This is a genomic window from Snodgrassella communis, from assembly GCF_914768045.1.
In the GTDB taxonomy this organism is placed as follows: domain Bacteria; phylum Pseudomonadota; class Gammaproteobacteria; order Burkholderiales; family Neisseriaceae; genus Snodgrassella; species Snodgrassella communis.
On record NZ_CAJZCD010000003.1, the window covers coordinates 46,745 to 64,747 of the forward strand.

Sequence of the window (18,003 nt, forward strand, 5' to 3'; positions counted from 1 at the left end):
ACTATGCCATTACCGCCGGCTGAGCTGTTAACTGTGCCTGTTAAACCTAAACATTTGCAAAATGGCTCGGTAGCGGCATTGCTGAATCATGCGATTGAAATGGGTGCGTATCTTGGCGAGCTGGAAAATCAAAATGCGGCATGGCGCGCATGGGCAAACGGAGAAAGGGAAACACATGAACCATGATACTCAGCTGTTTATATACCGGCAGGCTGTCAATAAAACCCTGACTTTTCATCATCATGAAATTGAAGCCGGTTTAAGACGGGCGCATGAACAGGAAGAATTTATTTATACAGTCTGGCGCAAGCTTTTAACCCTTGGCTGGCAGGTCAGTATTGCGATGGATAATCGATTTAATACTATTTTTTATATTCGCTGCTACGACCTGTCTATTAGTGAGCAAAAAACGCATATCAATGTTGTGCTGGCTGATGTAGCTGAGGTAGTACCAGAGGATGAGCGTCTGTATGCGTCTAGCCGGAAGCAGGATTATTTATCCTGTGAAATTGCTTTTTATGATTCCATCCCGGGAGGCTAAGCATGGCATTTACCATTGACGCAGCCCTGCAAACTGCATTGGGCTTAATCATTTCCATCATCGGGTTTTATGTCAAAAGTCTGGCAGCCAAGCTGGACAAAAGCGACAAGGATAATCAGCGTCTGACTGAGCGGCTGCACAACATTGAACTGGCTTATCAACGCCGTGAGGATGCGCGCCGCGAAAACGAACAGATTACTGCACTGCTGCGCGATATTCGCAATGAAGTGAAAGAAGTAGCCGAAAAACTGGACAGAAAAGCAGATAAAACATGACAACAAATATGACCAATCCAAATGATCTTTTGCAGCATTTGAAAAGAATCGAAGATAAACAGGATGCAACCCTGAGCAAGCAGGATAAGCTGGCTGTACGTATCCAGCAGATACACACAGACAGTAAACGTGCGGCGATTATCAATGGCTCAATCTATGGCGGTTTGACTGGTGGCATGGTTGCTGTGGCGATTGAGCTAATCAAGCTCAAGTTGGGGGGCTGATGGCATATTCTCAGGAAATCCGTGACAAAGTATACCGGCTGTATGTTTTTGAACGGCAGTCACTGGTAATTGCTGCCATGATGGCCGAGGTTGCCTTTTCCACGGCACGGCGTTGGAAAGAAAGCGACCGGCAAAAAGGCAATGACTGGGACAAAATGCGCGCGGCGAATCTGATGGCCACTGGCGGGCTGGAGGATGTCAGCCGGTCGATTTTATCTGGTTTTTTGGTGCAGTATCAGGCAACGATTGACGAACTGTCACTTAATATAGACCTAAGCCACGAGCAGAAAGTTGACCTGCTGGCCAGTCTGGCCGATGCATTCAATAAGACGGTTGCAGCCAGCCGCAAAGTATTGCCGGAAACTGACCAGCTGGCCACGGTACTGGAAGTGATTAATAAACTGACTGCATTCATACAGGAGCGCTATCCGCAATATCTGGCGGTTTTTGTTGAGGTGCTGGAACCGTTTGGCCAAGAAATACAGAAAAGTTACAGCTGATGAAGAAAAAGGAATTTTTGCAGAGCTTGCTGAAAATATCAGGTGAGCTGCGCGCTAAAATTGAAGTAGAGGTAACCGGCTTTGATTCCGACCCGGCAGCCGTGGCGGCACGGCGAACACAGGTGCTGGATAAAAATAATGGTTTTGAATATTTTGTTAATAACTATTTTCCGCACTATATCAAAAAGCCGGGTAAATCAGAGCTACATAGATATCTGTTTCAGCGTCTGCCGGAAATTATTCGCAGTGGTGAAAGTGAGAGCGATGCTATTGCTGCACCACGTGGCGAAGCTAAATCGACTATTGTCACTCAGTTGTTTGTACTGTGGTGTGTGGTATGCGGTTATAAAAAATATGCGCTGATTGTGATGGACAGTATTGAACAGGCATACCCGATGCTAGAAGCCATCAAGGCCGAGCTGGAAGCCAATCCACGGCTGCGCTGTGATTTTGCCGCGGCATGTGGACAGGGCAGAATCTGGCAGGCGGGGATGATTATTACGGCCAATGATGCCAAGATTCAGGCGGCTGGCTCAGGTAAAAAAATCCGTGGTTTGCGTCATGGTGCACAGCGTCCTGACGTGGTGGTACTGGATGATATTGAAAATGATGAGCAGGTAAACAGCCCGGAACAGCGTGACAAGTTGCAAAGCTGGCTGGAAAAGACCATTACCCCGCTGGGTGGTGCCGGTGAGAAGCTGGACATTGTCTATATTGGTACCATTCTGCACTATGATAGTGTGTTAAGTCGCATGCTGAACAATGAATTTTGGACGGCGCGCAAATTCAAAGCGGTGGTGCAGTGGCCGGATGATATGGTGCTGTGGGAAAAATGGGAAGAAATCCGCCGTAATGCAGGCAGAAAAGCCGCACGGGCATTTTATCAGGCCAATGAAACAGCCATGCTGAAAGGCGCAGTCACCAGCTGGAGCGCACGCGGCATACTGGAGCTGATGACTATCCGTGCCAAAATCGGGCTGTCTTCATTCGCATCAGAGTATCAGAATGACCCGCTGGCCGGTGATGATGCGCCTTTTGCCAACAGTATTATTTTCTGGGTTAACCGGCTGCCTGACTGGATTTATTACGGTGCCTGTGACCCAAGTCTGGGTAAAGCCGGCAAAGCGCGCGACCCGTCGGCATTGCTGGTTGGTGGTTATGACCGTAAAAACGGTGTATTGGATGTGGTTGAGGCGCAGATTAAAAAACGCCTGCCTGACCGGATTATCTCCGACGTTATTGCCCTGCAAAAACAATATAACTGCCTAAAATGGGGTATTGAAACTGTACAGTTTCAGGAATTTCTTAAAACAGAGCTGGTCAAACGCTCGGCACAGCTGGGTGTACACATTCCGGCCATTGGTATCAAACCCATAGCCGATAAACTGCTGCGCATTGAATCAATCCAGCCACATATGCAAAACGGCTTCATCCGTTTGCATCCCAATCAGACCACCCTAATCGACCAGTTGCGCCATTTTCCCCGTGCAGACCACGATGATGGACCAGATGCCCTGCAAATGCTGTGGATGCTGGCACAGACCTGTAGTGCGCCGATTGAATATATCTGCGTTAAAGACGATGACTTTCCAGAATTTAGAAGTAAATGGAGATAGCTGTAATGGTAAAGAAAGACAGAAAAAACAAGGTACAAAAGCTGGTGCAAGATGGTGAATTGCAAACCAATGCAGCGCAGATAACCGCATTGCGGCGGGTATTAAGTGAGCATCCGGCCAGTGGCCTTACCCCGGGTAAGTTAAAAAATATACTGGAATCGGCAGAATCGGGCAATATTCAGGCACAGCATGATTTGTATCGCGATATTGAGGAAGATTCTGCCATCGGCTCAGCCATGAGTACTCGCAAGAATGCCATACTGACCCTTGAGTACACTATTGAGCCACCGCGTAACCCTACTCCGGCAGAGGAACAGCTAACCACCGCAGCAGATGATTTAATCCGCGGTATACCCGGTTTTAACAAGGTATTGCTGGACATGATGGACGCCGTCGGTCATGGATTTTCTCCGCTTGAAATCACATGGGAGCTGGTTGATGGCCGGCAACTGCCGGTGCAGTTTACTCATCGACCGCAATCATGGTTTAAATGGGATAAAGACGACAATCTGCTGCTGAAAACCCCCACTAACGAGCAAGGTGAAGCTTTATGGCCGTTGGGCTGGGTGGTGCATATGCACAAAATGCGCAGTGTACAGGCGGCACGTGAGGGTTTATTCCGCCTGCTGGCATGGATGTACATGTTTAAACATTATTCCAGTGCCGATTTTGCCGAATTTCTCGAACTGTATGGCATTCCTATCCGCATTGGTAAATACGAAGCCGGTACCTCAGAAAAAGACAAGCGCACCCTGCTGCGCGCGCTGGCACAAATTGGTCATAATGCCGCCGGTATCATGCCTAAAGATATGGAAGTGGAAATCATCGATGCCACCAGTGGTTACAGTGGTAATAATCCGTTTATTCAGATGATTGACTGGTGCGAGAAATCCATTTCTAAGCTGATACTGGGTCAGACCCTGACCAGCGGTGCTGATGGCAAAGCCAGTACCAATGCGCTGGGACAGATTCACAATGAGGTCAGACGCGATTTAATGATTGCGGATGCCAAGCGGCTGGAGGAAACCATTACCCAGCAGATTATTTTGCCGTATTTGCAGATTAATTTTCCTAATGTTGACCCGCGACGCATTCCCTCCTTTGCGTTTGACGTACAGGAACCAGGAGATTTGACCCAGCTGGCCGATGCCCTGCCCAAGCTGGTTGGTGTGGGCATGCAGATACCGGAACCATGGGCGCGCAAACGGCTTGGCATACCTGACCCGCAACCGGGTGAGCTGCTGCTCAGTAGTGGCGAGCAACAGGCACAATTAAGCGCACACCAAGGATGCAGCTGCTGTAATCCAACGCGAACTGCTGCCCTGTCCAGTAACGCCCAGCCAGAGGATAAAGAAAACCGCATTCTTGACCAAGTGCTGAACGAAGCACTGCAAAACCCGGATTTTAATGCCCAGCTAAATCCGATGGTACAGCAGGCTGTAGCGGCCTTAATGGCCTGTAATGACTACGAAGAAGCCAGTACGGCACTGGTGAAGCTGTACCCGCAACTGGATAACAGCCAGCTGCAAAACTATATGCAAAATGCCCTTTATCTGGCCGATTTGTTAGGACATGCTCATGGCTAAAACGGCATTCGCATTAAATCTGCCACCGGAAAAAGCAATCAAGTGGCTGGAAGACCAAGGCGTATCGATTCAAAACCGCCGTGAAATGAGCCCGGAAGATGCAGCCAAGGTTATCACTGTGGCCAGAATAGCCAATCTGGACATGATGCAGAATATCAAGACTGCGCTGGTTGATTCGGCTAAAAACGGCACGCCTTTTGCCCAGTTTAAAAAAGACATACTCAGCCACATGCAGGCGGCCGGCTGGGTGCATAAAGACGGAAACGGTAAGACGGAAATTATCGACCCAGATACAGGCGAAGTGTTTGGCTCCCCACGGCGACTAGAAAACATTTACCGTACCAATATGCAGGCGGCGTTTTCTGCCGGCCGTTACCAGAGCCTGATGAAAAATGTCGATAGTCGCCCATATTTGCAGTATAGGGATGTCAATGATTACCGTTCTCGACCGGCACATGTAGCCATGTCTGGACTGGTTTACCGCTATGATGACCCGTTCTGGGATACGTTTTATCCGCCAAACGGTCATCACTGCCGCTGCTCCGTAATTGCGCTGGCTATTCGAGATATCCAGCGTCGTGGCCTTATTATCAGCGAAAGCACGGCCGAGAATCTGATTGACAGCGAAAGTACCAGCAAATCCGGCCAGACCTATATCACCAAAGCCTACCGGGCACCAGATGGCACGCTGGTTAAAACTGATAAGGGTTTTGATTACCATGTCGGCAAAATAAATTACCGCCCTAATCTGGACGAGTACGACCGCAAACTGGCACAGCAATTTGCTAAGGCGGATATGACGGGCGCAGAGTTTAAAACCAGTCTGCAACGGCTGCAAAAAGAAATTAAACAGACCAAAAAACGGCAGGAAAATGGTGAGCAGAGTGCAGCGGGTAAAAGCACCGGGCGCTCAATGAAATTTGCTGCCGGCATGCTGTCAGACGAAAACCAGCAACTGCTGCAATCCAGTCGTGCCAGCGTGTGGCTGTCGGATGATACCCTCATCAAACAGATTAAGAATGTGGCCGGACAAGACGCTGATAATTTTTACCAAGAATTGCCCGAAGTGATTAATATGCCTGACATGATTTTTAAAGGCGAAAATAATACCTTTTCATTAATCCGCAAAACTAAGACCGGCCGCATGTTGGCTGTTATCCGGCAGATGGGTAAATCCAAAGAGATACAAGTCAAATCCTATCAGGCCATTAGTGACAGCGAGCTGGAGGCATTACAGAAAAAATTGCAGCAACTGAAATAAACCTGTTTAACTATCTGAGTATGGTAAGTTATGAAAGATTGTATTGAGGTCACTATTGAAATCAAGACAGTAGAAAAAGCCCTTGCTGAGCTTGGTGCCGGTGTCAGCAATCGTACCACCTTGATGGGAACGATTGCCGGCACTATGTTAAGTGCCGTTACTCAAAACTTTGCCGATGGTGGCCGCCCAGTGCCGTGGGAATCACCCAAAAAACGGACAGGCACACCATTGACTGATACCGGTATGCTGAAAAACAGCATTACTGAAATGTCGGATAATGATAGTGCCGTGGTAGGTACTAATCTGATTTATGCTGCTATCCACAATTTTGGCGGTACAATCAAGCGCGAGACCAGCAAAGGCAATAAGGTGGAAGTTGAAATGCCACAGCGTGAATTCCTGATACTGACCGAGCAGGATGAAGCGGATATTATGGAAGACGTACAGACCTATTTTCAGAATCTGATAAAATAATCACATAAATCGCCATAAACGCCCGCTGTGGCGTTTATTCTGGCTAATATAGGCAACTATAGCCATCATCAATTTAAATCGCTGTTAAATGGCTTTTAAATATCTTTAAATCGATTCTTACCGGCCATTCTTCTTGGCAAATTACATTTACCCGTTAATCGCCCAAAAATACAGGTGCTGAATCCAGTCACCTATTTGCTATTTATCTGCCCATTGCACAATGCGTTATCACGACAACGTAGAGGATGCAATGACACGGAAAATAGCTGCGCTAGTTGGTGAATTAGTATTAACAGACAACAGCAGCAACACTCAAAAACGTATCCAGTTATTACCAGATGGACGCTTTCGTACGGCTGCCGATGGCCGCCCCGACGATGTCCCGTATTGGATTCTCGACAATACCAATGGTTTTACCGTTGCGTCGCAGGCCAATGCTACTAAAAACGATTTGGTAATTGATTACGAACATCAAACCATTAACGCAGCCGAAAACGGCCGCCCTGCACCAGCAGCAGGCTGGATTAAACATGTTGAGTATATCCCCGGAAAAGGCCTGTTTGCCGATGTGGAATGGATAGAAAACGCCGCTCGCATGATTGCTGCACGTGAATACCGGTATGTCAGTGCTGTATTTACTTACGACAACAATGGCTATGTTTTGAGGCTTTTGCATGCGGCAATAACCAATTTTCCGGCACTGGACGGAATGGCTGAATTAATGGCGGCATGTTCACAATTTTTTACAACCAAAGACAAAGAAGCAGACAGCATGGAAGAGATTTTAAAACTATTACGGCAGGCATTCAAAATGCCGGACGCAACCGAGCAACAGCTACAGACAGCCTTAACTGCACTGGTAAAGACCCAGCCGGCAGATGTGGCTTTATCCGCAGCATTCACCAAACTGGCCGAGCAGAACAGCAAAATTGTTGCCCTGTCAGCACAGGTAAACAACCCAGACCCGGCAAAGCTGGTATCTGTCGACATAATGCAGGAGCTACAGAAACAGATAGCTGCTTTAACTGCACAGTTAAACAGCAACCAGTCAGCGCAGGTAATTGAAAATGCACTGGCAAATGGCCAACTGCTGCCAGCACAAAAACAATGGGCGACAGATTTGGCTGCAACCCCTGACGGACTGGCACAGCTGACAGCCTACCTAGCCACCATGCCTGCAATTGCCGCTTTATCTGGAAAGAGCGGGCAGCAAAGTGCCGCCAATTCCACCACCGAAAAGGTAGCGGCATTAACAGAGAATGAGAAAGCGGCAGCTAAGGCACTGGGCTACAGTGAAGCGGAATATCGGGAATTGATGAAAGAGGAAGGAAAATAAATGGCAGAACCAAATGCAGAGCTTTTGAAAGCGTTGACCATATCGCTGCGCAAGGAGTTCCAGAACGGCTTGGCACGCGTCAAGCCTACATGGCCAGCAGTTGCCATGCTTATTCCATCAACAACGGACAGCAATGTTTATTCATGGCTCGGCTCAATGCCGAATATGAAAGAATGGGTTGGAGAACGTGTCATTAATTTAGTGAGCCAATCTGCCTTTCGCATTGAAAATAAACTGTTTGAGGGCACTGTTGCCGTGCCGCGTACAGCCATGGAAGATGACCAACTCGGTAATTATCGGATGATGTCCCAACAGTTGGGCTTCAACGCCGGACTACTGCCAGACCAAACGGTATGGCCATTACTGTCAGAAGGCATCAACGAAAAGTGCTATGACGGCCAATGTTTTTTTGATGAAGAACATCCAGTATACGCCAAGTCAGATGGTAGTGGTGATGTTACTCACCAGTCTAATCTGACAATTGGCACTGCGAACAGTGCCCCGACATGGTATGTTATTGATGATGTGAATGTATTCAAACCTCTTATCTGGCAGGAACGTGCTGCACCAGATCTGGACACTAAAGATAACAGTGCGGAATCTGATCATGTGTTTCTGTTAGACCAGTATTTATACGGTGCCCGCGCACGTGGTAATGCCGGTTATGGTTTTTGGCAGCTGGCACACGCCGCAGTCAAGACGCCACTAACTGCGGAAAATCTGGATGCGGTCATCCTCAAAATGAGGAAGCTTAAAGCTGACGGTGGCAACAGTCTGCTTATCAGACCCACCAAGCTTATTGTACCGCCAGAACTGGAAACTACAGCAAAAGAGCTATTGGAAATGCAGATAATTAACGGCACAACCAATATCAGGGCAGGCACTCTAAAAGTACATACTGAATTGTTCTTGAAATAAAAAAATCAGGCAGCTTGGCTGCCTGTGGAGAAAATACGATGACAAAGAAAAAAACACCCGAAGAAAAAAATAAACTGGCCGGTACTGATGCTGGTACTGATGCCGGTACTGATGCCAGTAAAATGGATAGCAAAGCTGTGGAAAATTGGGCTGTAAGCCGACGCGAACCAGATGATGCCAGCAAAGCGCAGATAGTAGCTGTACGCACCTTGGATGGAAGTGAGCGTACATACTGGCGTCGTGGAATTCAATTCAATAATCAGTGGAAGCTATTGCAGCGTATGGAGGTTAAGACCCAGGAAGACTGGATGCGCATTGTGACAGATTCGCAACTGGAAATACGGGCAGTGGTGAACGAAGATACCGGGAATGTCTTATGAGCTATGCCACTGTAGCAGACATGGTTGCCCGTTTTGGTGAAGACACCATGATTCAGCTAACTGACCAGCAACGAACCGGCGAAGTGAATCATGATGCAGCACAACTGGCACTGGAAGATGCCACCGCAGAAATTAACGGCTATCTGGGACGTTACCCCCTGCCATTTGCTGAAATTCCGCCCATTTTAACCCGGCTTTGCTGTGATATCGCCCGCTATCGTTTATGCAGTACCAGTGATGTATTAATGAATGAAGACATTTTGAATAAATACAGGGTTGATGCGCTGGGTATGTTAAAGAGCATTGCCAACGGACTGGTAACACTGGGTGTAAAAACAGACGGCGCACAGGTTGATACTGGTGATGTAGTTGAGTTTGCCCCCGGTAGCGGGCGAGTTTTCGGGCGCAGGTGATGATTACTGCAATTGAAAATGCCATTGTTGAACGGCTTAAATCCGGTTTGGGCAGGATGGTGCAGGAAGTCAAATGCTATGGCGGTGAACTGGATAGCGAAAGCTGGGCACGGGCAATCGGACGTGTGCCTGCTGTCTGGGTTGCCTATGGTGGTGCAAAAGTAAGCACCAAAAATCTGGCACATGCCCGCTATGAGCAATCAGCCACTTTTGCAGTAATGTGTGCCACGCGGTCACTACGCAGTGAACAGGCCGGCCGGCAAGGTGGTGCCAGTATGCGGGAAGTTGGCAGCAATACCCTGATTTATGCTGTATTGCGGCTGCTATCAGGACAACGGCTAGACGGACGCCTGAACAGTTTCGGGCTAATTCCAAAAAATGTGCGCATCATACTTAAAAATGCTTATGTTTCAAATGGTGCATTAAGTGTTGTATCAATTGAATTTAATGCTAACTGGCCATTTGAGGCACTGGAAAACGGTCGTTACCCTGAACTGGTCACAGACCCGGATGACCCAGATTATATCTTTAGCCAGTACGGTGCCCAGCAGTCAGCAACCGATGCAGATTTTAATACCATGACGGCATTAATTCTTGATGAAAACACCGGCGCACAAATCGACACTAATCTGGACATGAAAGACAATCAAAATGAAAGTTAAAGCAGCACCGGGCTTGCGTGTGCCTACAGAAGACCGCGCCAATGCCTATATTGAACAGACACCGGTCGATGTGCCGATGTCATTATATTACCGCAGGCTGGTCGCAGATGGTGATTTAATCCGTCTGCCTGATGAATTATCACCGGCGGGTAAAAAAGGAGGTGGTAAAAATGACTGAACAAATCCAGTTTGACACCGTACCCGGCAGCATCCGCGTACCCGGGCGTTATATTGAATTCAATACCCGCACAGCGGTACGAGGCCTGCCCACCAATCCGCAAAAAATGCTGCTGATTGCGCCGATGTTACCCACCGGAACGCAGCCACCGTTAACGCCAATATCATTATTTAGTGATGCCGAAGCTGCTGACCTGTTTGGTGCCGGCTCATGGGCACACCGTTGCGTCACACAGGCGTTCACCAATAACAAGTATCTTGATTTAACCGTTATTGGCGTGGCTGATGCAGATGCAGGTGTTGCTGCTACGGCCGGTGTGACCCTAACCGGTACCGCATCCGGTGTGGGTGTGGCCACCGTGGCCATTGGCGGCACTGATTATCAGGTAGCAGTTGCCAGTGGTGAAAACGCCGCTGCAATTGCCGGCCGTCTGGCCAATGTCATCAATGTACCTGATGCACTGGTTACTGCCGTGGCCAATGAGGGACAAATCAAGCTGACGGCCAAGAATAAAGGCACTATTGGTAATGAGATTGCCATCACCGCGCGGATAACAGCCAGTGATGTAGTAGCCACAGTAACAGCCTTTAAAGATGGTGATGTTAATGCTGATATCAGCCCTGCCTTGGACCGAGTAGCCGGCAAGCGTTATCACATTATCTGCAATGTGTATGCTGATAACAAAAATGCCAAAGCCCTTGCTGACCACGTAAATTCCGTATCCAACGCGATAGAAAAGCGTGGCTGTATCGGTGTGATGGGCTGGCGCGGGACGTTGGCCAGCGGCACCACATTTGCCGGACAGTTAAATGATGGCAGGATTACCATTGCATGGTACAAAAATGCCATTGAAAGCAACGCGATTATTGCTGCTGGCTATGCAGCCGTGCTGGCCTTTGAAGAAGACCCAGCCAAGCCATTAAACACGCTGGAAATTAAAGGACTGACCGTCACGTCTGATGCCGACTGGCCACTGTTTGCCGAGTTCAATAATGCCCTTTACAACGGCCTAACACCGTTACAGGTGGTTACCAATAAAGTGCAGATTATGCGTGCTGTGTCCACCTATACTAAAAACGCTACCGGTACCGATGACCCGGCACTGCTGGATATTACCACCATTCGTACACTGGACTATGTTCGCGATGCCATAAACCAGCGCATTGCCTTACGTTTTCCACGTGACAAGCTGTCAGATAAAACACCGCGGCGTGTTCGCTCGGAAATACTGGATGTACTCAACCAGTGCGAAGATGCCGAAATTCTGGAAGCGGTAATGAGCAATAAAGAAAACCTGATTGTGCAGCGAAACGGCAGCGACCCTAACCGACTGGACGCCGTTATCCCTGCCGATGTGGTCAATGGGCTGCATGTATTTGCCGGCCGGGTTGACCTGTACCTGTAACCCTGACAGAACTAAACGGACAGCGTGATTAATTCTTGATTATGCTGTCCACATCAGAGAGAGATAATTATGGCAAGAAATACTGACGCTACATATGTCGGTGCGGTAGTCATGGAAGTAAATGGCCGTGAGGTGGAAATCATCAGCATCAAGCCCAAGACCACCACCGGGCGCAAAGTAGTGAAAACCATGAACCGCCGAGGCAAGGCACGTGGCTATGCAGACGGTGTAACAGAATACAGCCTTAGCCTGACTGCTGCTGTACCTTTCGATGGTACAGAAATCGACTGGGAAAATATTACCAAGGCAAAGATTACCATTTTCCCCATTAATGCGGAGGAGAAGCGCACCAGTTATTTACACTGCTTTTCAACTGAATGCTCAGAGCAGTATGAGGTAGAGAATGAGGCGCGTATTGATATTGAAATGATTGCACTGGATAAGGTGACAGAATAATGCTGACAGAAAACGCCAAACTGATATGCGGGCTGGACTACAACGGCCAAACCTACTATGACTACAGTCTCAGACCCATCACACTGGTGCAGGAAATGGCGCTGATGGATGAACTGGACGCTAGCACCGACAAGCCCACTGGCGAAAGGCAGGCCGAGATTCTGGAAACACTGGCCTATGTGACTAAAATGATTACCATCAAAGGCATTGACCCGGCAGATGTTACCGTGGATTTTCTGCTGAATAATCTGTTTTCTATTGATTATAATGGTATTGTTGAGACGGTTAAGCGTTTAAATGCAAAGTTCAGCGCCGCTGGCCAGTCAGAAGAATTAAACCCGGAAGCGGCGTAAAACGCATCAGTTATCAAGTAGCGCATCAGAACTACCGGCAGGCATGCATCATTTTAGCCAAGGTAATGCTGACACCGGAAGCAGTAGGCAATATGTGTCATGCCGAGCTGTCTGCATGGATTGACAGCGTACTGGAAAGCATGGGGGTGCAGCCGGAAAAAGAAATCATATCATTACGGCGGCGTCCCCAAAAAAACGAGGTAGCCAAAACCGGTACAAAAGATAGCACCAGTAACAGCCAATAACAAAACCATTGACTGGTCACTGCTGATTTAGGTTAAGATAAGCTACAACAGCATCCAGTTACCGATATCCCGCCCTGTGCGGGATATTGTTATTGGTGCTGAACACGAACAGCTTATTTAAACACGCTTTAAACCGGCAGAATAGCACTATTAATCTGCATTTAAAGCGTGTTTTTTCATGTCATCCGATTCCAAAATGAAGCTTACCCTGACCCTTGGAGCCAAGGACAGCGGTGCCAGTACAGCGTTAAAAAAGCTGGAGACAGACGTCAAAACGCTGGCAACCACTACCACACAGGAAACCAAAAAATCAGGTGCTGAGCAGGTGCGGGTAATTCGTACCGTAGAAAGAGAGCAACGGCAGGCAGCTGGCGCACGTGCGCGGCTGGGCATCCGCTCAGAACAGGAAATACGGCGCGAAATTAACCGCACACAGCAGGCATACGCAGCATTAGCTTCCAGTGGCAAGGCTTCGCAGCGTGAAATGCAGCGCGCAGCCACTGTAACGCGAGCACGGATACGTGAACTGAATGCCGAGATGGGCAAATCATCCAAATTTGCCGGTGCTATGAAATGGGGCAAGGCTGGTGGCGCGCTGATTGCCGGTGGTGTTGGCGCAGCGATGATGCTAAAAGACCCAATAGAAAAGCGGCGTAATTTTGATTTAAATTTGGCCTATGCCGCCAATACAGCCTATTCAGACCGCGATTCCAAAGGACGGATTGCCGGCAAGCAGGAATTGTATGATGTGGTAAAAAAAACCGTTACCGAACAGGGTGGCTCAAGAGACCAAGCACTGGATGCGCTCAATTCCATGATTGCATCGGGTACTGTTGAAGTAGATACAGCCAAGCAGCTATTACCGGTAATTCAGCGCGCGTCAGTAGCATCTGGGGCAGACAGTAACGAAGTGGCGCAGATTGCCATCAGTGCCATGCAGCAGTATCACATAAAACCCGAAGAAGTCGGGCTGGCACTTGATAAAGCGATGGCTGCCGGACAGGCCGGACAGTTTGAATTAAACGACATGGCCAAGTGGCTGCCACAGGCGATGGCTGCCACTGCCAATGGCGGTATGAATGGCATGAAAGATTTTGATGTGTTGCTGCGCTCATTGCAGCAGACACGTATCACTGCCGGCTCAGCTGACGAGGGAGGCAATAACTTTGTCAATCTGGCCGCTAAAATTACTTCCGCAGACGCAGTGACAAAATTCCAAAAAGCGGAATACATCGACAAAAAGGGCAAAAAGCATAGCGGTATTGACCTGACCCAGTCCCTGCTTAAACGCAAGCAAAAAGGTGAAAATACGCTGGATGCGTTCATGAACATTGTTGATGAATACATGTCCAGCAACAAGCAGTATCAGGACTTGCAGAAAAAAATCGCCGTGTCCAAGAATGACACAGACAAAAAGCAGTTACTGGAACAGCAGGCCACGATTTTAAGCGGTACAGCGGTGGGTGAACTTGTATCAGACCGGCAGGCACTGATGGCGTTGCTGGCCATCAAAAATAACAAGGATTTTGGTAATGATGTAATGAAAGAATTACAGAATGCCAAAGGTACCGTAGATACTGCGCATGCGGTTATTCAGGATACCACCTTTGCCAAAAAACAGAACTTTGACAACACCAAAGACTTTGGTGCCATGGAATCACTCAAAGGCATGGATGAAGCCCTCGGTGATGTTAATCAGAAACTGGCAGACTATGGCAACAAATATCCCGAACTGGGCAAAATGATAGGCGGGACATCAGTGGCCTTTGGTGCCCTGACTACAGCAGCCATGGCCGCTGCCGGCTCATTGGGATTAATGTCACTAGGAGGCATGGGCAAGGGTAAATTGGGCAAAGTGGGCAAGCTGGCTAAAGGCGGTGGCTTTCTGGCCAAAACCGGCAATGCAGCCAAAGCAGCCGGCAGTAAAGTATGGTCGGCCGGCACTAAAGTGGCATCAGGTGGAGCCAAAGGCACGGCCTCAGCGGCGGGAAAAGTGGCCAAAGGCGCAGGTAAAGTGATTATCAAGGGTGGCGGCAAACTGGGGGGCCCTGCCGGTGCTGTCATTACTGTAGGCATTGGCGGCTATAACGCCTATCAGATTGCTCACGATAACACGCTTAATGCAGAACAAAAGAAGAACGAGCAAATCAAAAACGCAAGTGAAACTAGTGGCGCACTGGCCGGAATGGCTGCCGGAGCCACGGCCGGCGCTGTTATTGGCTCATTTGTCCCCGTGGTAGGTACAGCCATCGGCGGCTTTATTGGCAGCATTATCGGCGGTATTGGCGGGGCATTTATGGGTAAAAAAGCCGGTGAAGAACTGACCAGTATTCGCCCGCATGAAACACGCTATACACCGGAGAGCATGCATGCCGCACAAATGGCCGGCATCATGCCACAGCCGGGGCAAATGAATTCACGTTTTGATGTTGGCAACATACAGCCCACAGCACTGGCCGCAGATAAAGTGCAGCCGGCGATAATACAGCAAACGGCCGATTTTCAGGCTGCAATGCAGACCAACAGCAGCGAGCTGGGTGCGCGCCTTGAGCGCATTAACAGTACGTTGGCTTCACAGCAACAGATTATACGCAACGAAATCAGTCTGTCGGTGGATGGCAGAATTATTGCTGAACAGGTATCAGAACGTCAGCTACAGATGTTTGGCAGAGGGTAAAGCATGGTGGCATGGACAAACAATTTACAGCCGGCCAGTTATAAAAATATTGGCTTTGATGTATTGTCAATCAATGACAGCAACAGCAAAGTACTGGCGGAACATGGCCGGCCATTTGCTGCCGGTACGGATTTGGAAGACATGGGCACACAGGGACGGCAGTGTCAGATATCAGCCGTCTATTTTGGTGCCAACTTTGATACCCGCCTGTTGAAGTTGCTCAAGGCACTGGAAGAACCGGGCGCAGGTGTATTGATACATCCGATATTTGGCGTGATGCAGGACATGATTGCAACCAGCTGGTCATTTCGTACCGAAGCTGACAATGTGAATTATGTTGCCATTGATGTGACCTTTCGCGAGACTAAAGAATCACAGCCGATTTTTCTGTTTGAAAATACTTTTTTAAGCAAGATTGAGGAAATAATCAGTACGCTGGATGGTTATACCCAGCAGCTGCTGGAATATGTTGATGCCATCATGAGCGTCAAGAATGCTGTCTCAGCTATTTGGGGCAGTGCCAATGGCTTGTATGCAGCCTTTTGTGGTGTGGTTGGCAGTGTGTGCAGATTCTTTGACCTTGACCCGCTGCCCTATTTTACCGGTGGTATCTTTTCTGCTGCCTCATTTGGGCAGGACGCAGCAAGGCTGACCCGGTCACTGGCCGATATGGTCAGCGATGGACTAAACAATGATGCAGGCCACGGGACAGACAGCTTAACAACTCAGCAAATGTACGACGTACTAACTAATCGCGTCGATGAACTAAACAGAATACCGGAGCAAATCCTCACCACAGAGGATACCGGCGACAATAGCGATGAGGCCGGTAATCATGTGCGCAGAGTTACATCACAGCAAATGCGACCAGTAGCACAGGCATTGCAGTTAATCAGCATTAATATATTGCTGCAAATCACCATCGAACTGATAGAACAGGATAGTGACGAGGTAACGGCCAGCGAGTTAATGCACATCAATAATGATATGCGCAAACGCATACAGACAGCCATAGATGAACTGCGCACCACCTACTGCACCGCAACGGCTGCAAAAAGCCCAGAGGCCGCAAACATTTACACACAAGTTACCCTGACCAGTGCACGGCTCAAGGATGGCGCAGCGCAGCTTAACGCCCTGATTATGGCTGTCATCAATCAAAAGCCGCCGTTGCGCGTTAAGCCCGCCGGTATGGACGGGAGCATCCACCAGATTGCCCATGCCTTTTACGGCGATATGCAGCGCGCAGCTGAGCTGATGCGTCTCAATCCACACCTCAAGCACCCGGCATTTATTCAGCGTAACGACTGGATTAATTACTATGTCAAATAATGATAATCGACTACCTTACCCATACGGCAACAAGGTTACAGTCAGAGTTGGCGGCAAAGAGCATCAGGACTGGTTAAGCTATGATATTGACAGTGATTTTCTGATACCGGCAGATGCATTCAACTTTGAAACCAATCTTGCCAAAAATCAGCCCAAACTGGCTGACTACAGTTCATTGCAATGCGAAGTGCTGATTAATGACCAGTTAGTGATGACAGGCATCATCGGCCGGCAGCGTGAATCAGTGTACAAAGGAGACCGCAGCATCAATTTTGCCGGCCGTGATTTGGCTGGCCTGCTGGTTGATTGCAGCGTAGCGCAGATTAACTATCAGGGTATGACCATACTGGCTGCGGCCAAAAAAATTGCTGCACCATGGCCAGCCATTAAAAACGTCGTATTAAAGGCCGAAAAGAACCCAGTTTTAACCAAGATTGATATCGAACCGGGTACAACTGCATGGCAGACACTAATTAAACTGGCCAACAGCGTCGGCTTGCATGCTTGGATGGAGCCGGATGGCACCCTGATTGTAGGCGGTGCTGACTATACCAGCCCGCCGGTTGCCACCCTGTGCCATAGCCGTACCGATAACAGACGTAACCTGCAAAGTATTGAAATTGAATATAACACCGAAAATCGCTATTCCGAAGTTACTTTTTTAGGGCAAAGTCATACCAAGCATGGGGATAAATCTAAGCATGATTTAAAGTGGGTATACAAAGACCCTACCATGACCCTACACAAGCCCAGAACAGAAGTTATACACGATGCTGAAAATCTGGAGCAGCTACAGAAACATGCCAAAAAGAAGCTTGCAGACTGGCGACTGGAGGGCTTTACCCTGACCATAACCGTACCTGACCACAAGACGCAGGACGGCACACTATGGACACCGGGGCAACGTGTCCATGTTATAGACGAAGAACAAGGCATTGATGCCATATTTTTCCTCATGGGACGCCGGTTTATGCTTAACCGTTACAGCGGTAGCTGTACAGAGTTGAGGTTGAAAGAAGACGGTGTCTGGATACCAGATGCCTATAACGAAAAATCGAAACGTGCCCGTGGGCGCAAAGGCAAGCGCAAAGGTGTCACAGACCGCGACAAAAAACGGCGCGGACGCAAGCGTAAATCTAAACCGACCGATTTGGCCGTTTTATAACACAAG

General features: G+C 48.6%; 22 protein-coding genes. All 22 read left to right on the forward strand.

Translation table 11 applies throughout. The annotated features are described in order from the left end of the window. Positions 1–3 precede the first annotated feature (3 nt). The 22 genes from MJ761_RS04335 to MJ761_RS04440 all read left to right on the forward strand — a co-directional run bounded on the left by MJ761_RS04335 (position 4) and on the right by MJ761_RS04440 (position 17,997). A complete protein-coding gene (locus MJ761_RS04335; RefSeq protein ID WP_093093169.1) occupies positions 4–186 on the forward strand; it encodes a hypothetical protein in 183 nt (60 codons plus the stop codon). Beyond that, positions 176–541, forward strand: a complete 366-nt coding sequence (locus tag MJ761_RS04340) for a hypothetical protein (protein WP_093093167.1) — start codon at positions 176–178, stop codon at positions 539–541. The genes MJ761_RS04335 and MJ761_RS04340 overlap by 11 nt, the downstream gene beginning before the upstream one ends. Positions 542–543: 2 nt before the next feature. Then, positions 544–816 (forward strand): hypothetical protein, encoded by a 273-nt coding sequence (locus MJ761_RS04345; RefSeq protein WP_051608415.1) that lies wholly within the window; start codon positions 544–546, stop codon positions 814–816. After that, positions 813–1,040, forward strand: coding sequence for a hypothetical protein (locus tag MJ761_RS04350; protein ID WP_093093165.1), 228 nt, complete (start codon positions 813–815; stop codon positions 1,038–1,040). Before MJ761_RS04345 ends, MJ761_RS04350 begins: the two co-directional genes overlap by 4 nt. Further along, positions 1,040–1,540: a DUF1804 family protein gene (locus MJ761_RS04355; protein WP_093093163.1), complete on the forward strand. Its 501-nt coding sequence runs from the start codon at positions 1,040–1,042 to the stop codon at positions 1,538–1,540. Before MJ761_RS04350 ends, MJ761_RS04355 begins: the two co-directional genes overlap by 1 nt. After that, positions 1,540–3,156 carry a phage terminase large subunit gene (terL, locus tag MJ761_RS04360; protein ID WP_093093161.1) on the forward strand — a complete coding sequence of 539 codons (1,617 nt, stop codon included), beginning with the start codon at positions 1,540–1,542 and terminating at the stop codon, positions 3,154–3,156. Before MJ761_RS04355 ends, terL begins: the two co-directional genes overlap by 1 nt. 5 nt (positions 3,157–3,161) lie before the next feature. Continuing rightward, entirely contained in the window at positions 3,162–4,742 is a 1,581-nt protein-coding gene (locus MJ761_RS04365; protein ID WP_093093244.1) for a DUF935 domain-containing protein, read from the forward strand. Continuing rightward, a complete protein-coding gene (locus MJ761_RS04370; protein WP_239392863.1) occupies positions 4,735–6,003 on the forward strand; it encodes a phage minor head protein in 1,269 nt (422 codons plus the stop codon). Before MJ761_RS04365 ends, MJ761_RS04370 begins: the two co-directional genes overlap by 8 nt. A gap of 30 nt (positions 6,004–6,033) precedes the next feature. Next, positions 6,034–6,477, forward strand: a complete 444-nt coding sequence (locus tag MJ761_RS04375; RefSeq protein ID WP_093093157.1) for a phage virion morphogenesis protein — start codon at positions 6,034–6,036, stop codon at positions 6,475–6,477. A gap of 250 nt (positions 6,478–6,727) precedes the next feature. Beyond that, complete coding sequence (locus MJ761_RS04380) at positions 6,728–7,813, forward strand: phage protease (RefSeq protein WP_093093155.1); 1,086 nt, start codon at positions 6,728–6,730, stop codon at positions 7,811–7,813. Further along, positions 7,814–8,731 carry a Mu-like prophage major head subunit gpT family protein gene (locus MJ761_RS04385; protein ID WP_093093153.1) on the forward strand — a complete coding sequence of 306 codons (918 nt, stop codon included), beginning with the start codon at positions 7,814–7,816 and terminating at the stop codon, positions 8,729–8,731. It begins immediately after the preceding gene. Between the two features lie 38 nt (positions 8,732–8,769). After that, positions 8,770–9,111 (forward strand): hypothetical protein, encoded by a 342-nt coding sequence (locus tag MJ761_RS04390; protein ID WP_093093151.1) that lies wholly within the window; start codon positions 8,770–8,772, stop codon positions 9,109–9,111. Beyond that, on the forward strand, positions 9,108–9,524 hold the full coding sequence (locus MJ761_RS04395; RefSeq protein WP_093093149.1) for a gp436 family protein: 417 nt from the start codon (positions 9,108–9,110) through the stop codon (positions 9,522–9,524). Before MJ761_RS04390 ends, MJ761_RS04395 begins: the two co-directional genes overlap by 4 nt. Then, positions 9,524–10,186 (forward strand): phage protein Gp37, encoded by a 663-nt coding sequence (locus tag MJ761_RS04400; protein WP_037406380.1) that lies wholly within the window; start codon positions 9,524–9,526, stop codon positions 10,184–10,186. Before MJ761_RS04395 ends, MJ761_RS04400 begins: the two co-directional genes overlap by 1 nt. Beyond that, on the forward strand, positions 10,176–10,364 hold the full coding sequence (locus tag MJ761_RS04405; protein ID WP_093093146.1) for a hypothetical protein: 189 nt from the start codon (positions 10,176–10,178) through the stop codon (positions 10,362–10,364). Before MJ761_RS04400 ends, MJ761_RS04405 begins: the two co-directional genes overlap by 11 nt. After that, positions 10,357–11,769 (forward strand): phage tail sheath subtilisin-like domain-containing protein, encoded by a 1,413-nt coding sequence (locus MJ761_RS04410; protein WP_093093144.1) that lies wholly within the window; start codon positions 10,357–10,359, stop codon positions 11,767–11,769. Before MJ761_RS04405 ends, MJ761_RS04410 begins: the two co-directional genes overlap by 8 nt. A 69-nt stretch (positions 11,770–11,838) precedes the next feature. Beyond that, on the forward strand, positions 11,839–12,225 hold the full coding sequence (locus MJ761_RS04415) for a hypothetical protein (protein WP_037406374.1): 387 nt from the start codon (positions 11,839–11,841) through the stop codon (positions 12,223–12,225). Next, positions 12,225–12,578, forward strand: coding sequence for a hypothetical protein (locus MJ761_RS04420; RefSeq protein WP_093093142.1), 354 nt, complete (start codon positions 12,225–12,227; stop codon positions 12,576–12,578). The genes MJ761_RS04415 and MJ761_RS04420 overlap by 1 nt, the downstream gene beginning before the upstream one ends. Positions 12,579–12,643: 65 nt before the next feature. Beyond that, entirely contained in the window at positions 12,644–12,823 is a 180-nt protein-coding gene (locus MJ761_RS04425; RefSeq protein WP_093093140.1) for a hypothetical protein, read from the forward strand. Between the two features lie 178 nt (positions 12,824–13,001). Further along, positions 13,002–15,500 carry a phage tail tape measure protein gene (locus MJ761_RS04430; RefSeq protein WP_093093137.1) on the forward strand — a complete coding sequence of 833 codons (2,499 nt, stop codon included), beginning with the start codon at positions 13,002–13,004 and terminating at the stop codon, positions 15,498–15,500. Between the two features lie 6 nt (positions 15,501–15,506). Then, positions 15,507–16,832: a DNA circularization protein gene (locus MJ761_RS04435; RefSeq protein ID WP_239450458.1), complete on the forward strand. Its 1,326-nt coding sequence runs from the start codon at positions 15,507–15,509 to the stop codon at positions 16,830–16,832. Further along, positions 16,822–17,997, forward strand: a complete 1,176-nt coding sequence (locus MJ761_RS04440) for a phage baseplate assembly protein (RefSeq protein WP_093093133.1) — start codon at positions 16,822–16,824, stop codon at positions 17,995–17,997. Before MJ761_RS04435 ends, MJ761_RS04440 begins: the two co-directional genes overlap by 11 nt. The last annotated feature ends 6 nt before the right edge of the window (positions 17,998–18,003 follow it).

Coding starts and splice junctions, on each gene's coding strand:
- MJ761_RS04335 (WP_093093169.1), top strand. CDS start 4: ATGCCATTACCGCCGGCTGAGCTGTTAACTGTGCCTGTTAAACCTAAA.
- MJ761_RS04340 (WP_093093167.1), top strand. CDS start 176: ATGAACCATGATACTCAGCTGTTTATATACCGGCAGGCTGTCAATAAA.
- MJ761_RS04345 (WP_051608415.1), top strand. CDS start 544: ATGGCATTTACCATTGACGCAGCCCTGCAAACTGCATTGGGCTTAATC.
- MJ761_RS04350 (WP_093093165.1), top strand. CDS start 813: ATGACAACAAATATGACCAATCCAAATGATCTTTTGCAGCATTTGAAA.
- MJ761_RS04355 (WP_093093163.1), top strand. CDS start 1,040: ATGGCATATTCTCAGGAAATCCGTGACAAAGTATACCGGCTGTATGTT.
- terL (WP_093093161.1), top strand. CDS start 1,540: ATGAAGAAAAAGGAATTTTTGCAGAGCTTGCTGAAAATATCAGGTGAG.
- MJ761_RS04365 (WP_093093244.1), top strand. CDS start 3,162: ATGGTAAAGAAAGACAGAAAAAACAAGGTACAAAAGCTGGTGCAAGAT.
- MJ761_RS04370 (WP_239392863.1), top strand. CDS start 4,735: ATGGCTAAAACGGCATTCGCATTAAATCTGCCACCGGAAAAAGCAATC.
- MJ761_RS04375 (WP_093093157.1), top strand. CDS start 6,034: ATGAAAGATTGTATTGAGGTCACTATTGAAATCAAGACAGTAGAAAAA.
- MJ761_RS04380 (WP_093093155.1), top strand. CDS start 6,728: ATGACACGGAAAATAGCTGCGCTAGTTGGTGAATTAGTATTAACAGAC.
- MJ761_RS04385 (WP_093093153.1), top strand. CDS start 7,814: ATGGCAGAACCAAATGCAGAGCTTTTGAAAGCGTTGACCATATCGCTG.
- MJ761_RS04390 (WP_093093151.1), top strand. CDS start 8,770: ATGACAAAGAAAAAAACACCCGAAGAAAAAAATAAACTGGCCGGTACT.
- MJ761_RS04395 (WP_093093149.1), top strand. CDS start 9,108: ATGAGCTATGCCACTGTAGCAGACATGGTTGCCCGTTTTGGTGAAGAC.
- MJ761_RS04400 (WP_037406380.1), top strand. CDS start 9,524: ATGATTACTGCAATTGAAAATGCCATTGTTGAACGGCTTAAATCCGGT.
- MJ761_RS04405 (WP_093093146.1), top strand. CDS start 10,176: ATGAAAGTTAAAGCAGCACCGGGCTTGCGTGTGCCTACAGAAGACCGC.
- MJ761_RS04410 (WP_093093144.1), top strand. CDS start 10,357: ATGACTGAACAAATCCAGTTTGACACCGTACCCGGCAGCATCCGCGTA.
- MJ761_RS04415 (WP_037406374.1), top strand. CDS start 11,839: ATGGCAAGAAATACTGACGCTACATATGTCGGTGCGGTAGTCATGGAA.
- MJ761_RS04420 (WP_093093142.1), top strand. CDS start 12,225: ATGCTGACAGAAAACGCCAAACTGATATGCGGGCTGGACTACAACGGC.
- MJ761_RS04425 (WP_093093140.1), top strand. CDS start 12,644: ATGCTGACACCGGAAGCAGTAGGCAATATGTGTCATGCCGAGCTGTCT.
- MJ761_RS04430 (WP_093093137.1), top strand. CDS start 13,002: ATGTCATCCGATTCCAAAATGAAGCTTACCCTGACCCTTGGAGCCAAG.
- MJ761_RS04440 (WP_093093133.1), top strand. CDS start 16,822: ATGTCAAATAATGATAATCGACTACCTTACCCATACGGCAACAAGGTT.